Annotated in this window: 1 protein-coding gene and 1 pseudogene; both read left to right on the top strand. The window is 47.8% G+C overall.

Going from position 1 to position 1602, the window contains the following annotated elements; translation table 11 throughout:
• Positions 1–770 (top strand): annotated as a pseudogene (locus tag F6K49_RS47395) (hypothetical protein); the annotation flags it as partial.
• Positions 767–1602 (top strand): hypothetical protein (locus F6K49_RS47390; protein ID WP_293109475.1); only part of this gene is annotated, 836 nt, incomplete at its 3' end. The pseudogene F6K49_RS47395 and the gene F6K49_RS47390, both read left to right, overlap by 4 nt.

Here is a 1602-nt window from a genome sequence, read left to right as displayed (position 1 = left end):
CGGGTATTTGTGACCTTGAATCGATTCGGATTACCAAGAGCGCAGACAGAGCTACGGCTGAACCAGGAGATACTATCATCTATCGCCTCTCTTTGCGCAATCTAGCTAGTAGTGCTGTGCAAGACATTGTAGTCACTGACGACTTACCCCTAGGATTTAAATTCCTTGAAGATTCTGTCCGGGGCGAGTTACAGCAAGAATCAGTAGAGATTGAAACCACACGAGATGGCGCAACAATTACTTTCACGACAGCAGAGCCAATTCCAGAAGGTGGAGTATTGAACATTGCTTATGGGGTGCAAGTTACCCCAGATGGCATCCGGGGTGACGGGGAGAACTCAGCAATTGTTGCTGCGGAACGGGATGACAACGGTTGGGATATCAAAGATGGGCCAGTGGTTCATCGAGTACGAGTTGATCCCGGCATTATTTCCGACTGCGGCACCTTACTAGGTCGAGTATTTGTAGACAAAAACTTTGATGGTCATCAGCAACCAGGAGAACCGGGAGTTCCTAATGCGGTGATCTTTATGGAAAACGGTAACCGAATTACTACTGATGCCAATGGTCTGTTCTCGGTGAAAAACGTTCTACCGGGATACCACACTGGAGCTTTAGACCTGACTAGCCTTCCAGGTTACACCCTAGCTCCCAATACCCATTTCAGTGAAGGCAACAGTCAATCGAGACTCGTGCGTTTAGAGCCTGGTGGTATGGCACGCATGAACTTTGCAGTCACTCCGACCTTCAACGAAGAGGATCAGCAATGAAATTAATTGATAATTATAACATATCTTGTAAACTACAGCTAATGGGAGCGATCGCTGGTAGCGTCACCATGGTGCTGTATCCTGCGATCGCTGAAGCTGAATCAAGCCAAGCAGCAGAGGAAAATTTACCAGTCATTGACCTGAAGCCAAGTCAACTACCTAGCCTTGAGCTTAAACAAGAACCAATCCTCAGCTTCAATCCCGGTCTGGTTCCCTCCCTAAACCAAAATGAGCGATCAACAACAATTGCTCTTAGAGAGTCTTCCAGTTTTAACATCAACGATGGACAATTTCCTAGGGTCGATCTCAGGTCAGATCAAGTCCCTAGGCTCAACTGGAAACGAGAACCTATCGTTAGTTTCAACTCGACTCTGACTCCTCCACCAGTCCAACAGACAGAGCCATCCTCAGATATCGCCCTTGCACCTTTAGTGAACTTGAGTAAAGGTTTGCTACCTAGTTTTGCTCTACTGCCTGGTCAACTACCTCAGCTAAATTCACCAAAAGCTCTACTTGCTAATCTAGACCTGAAACGACAGCAAAGGGTTAGTCTCAATCCTACGGTTAATAATGAAGCTAGACAAACTATACCGATCCCAGCGAGTCAGTCAAATCAAGAGATTGCGATTGGCCTACGGCCACGCTACGGGATTGACCTATGGTCAGGCTACGGGATTGACCTATGGTCACGCTACGCGATCGCACCAAGTCAGTCACCTACTGAGATTACGATTGGCCTACGGCCACGCTACGGGATTGACCTATGGTCACGCTACGGGATTGACCTATGGTCAGGCTACGGGATTGACCTATGGTCACGCTACGCGATCGA

The organism is Moorena sp. SIO3I6, from assembly GCF_010672095.1.
Note: the sequence above shows the minus strand (reverse complement) of the source record. Positions and strands in the feature narration are given on the sequence as shown.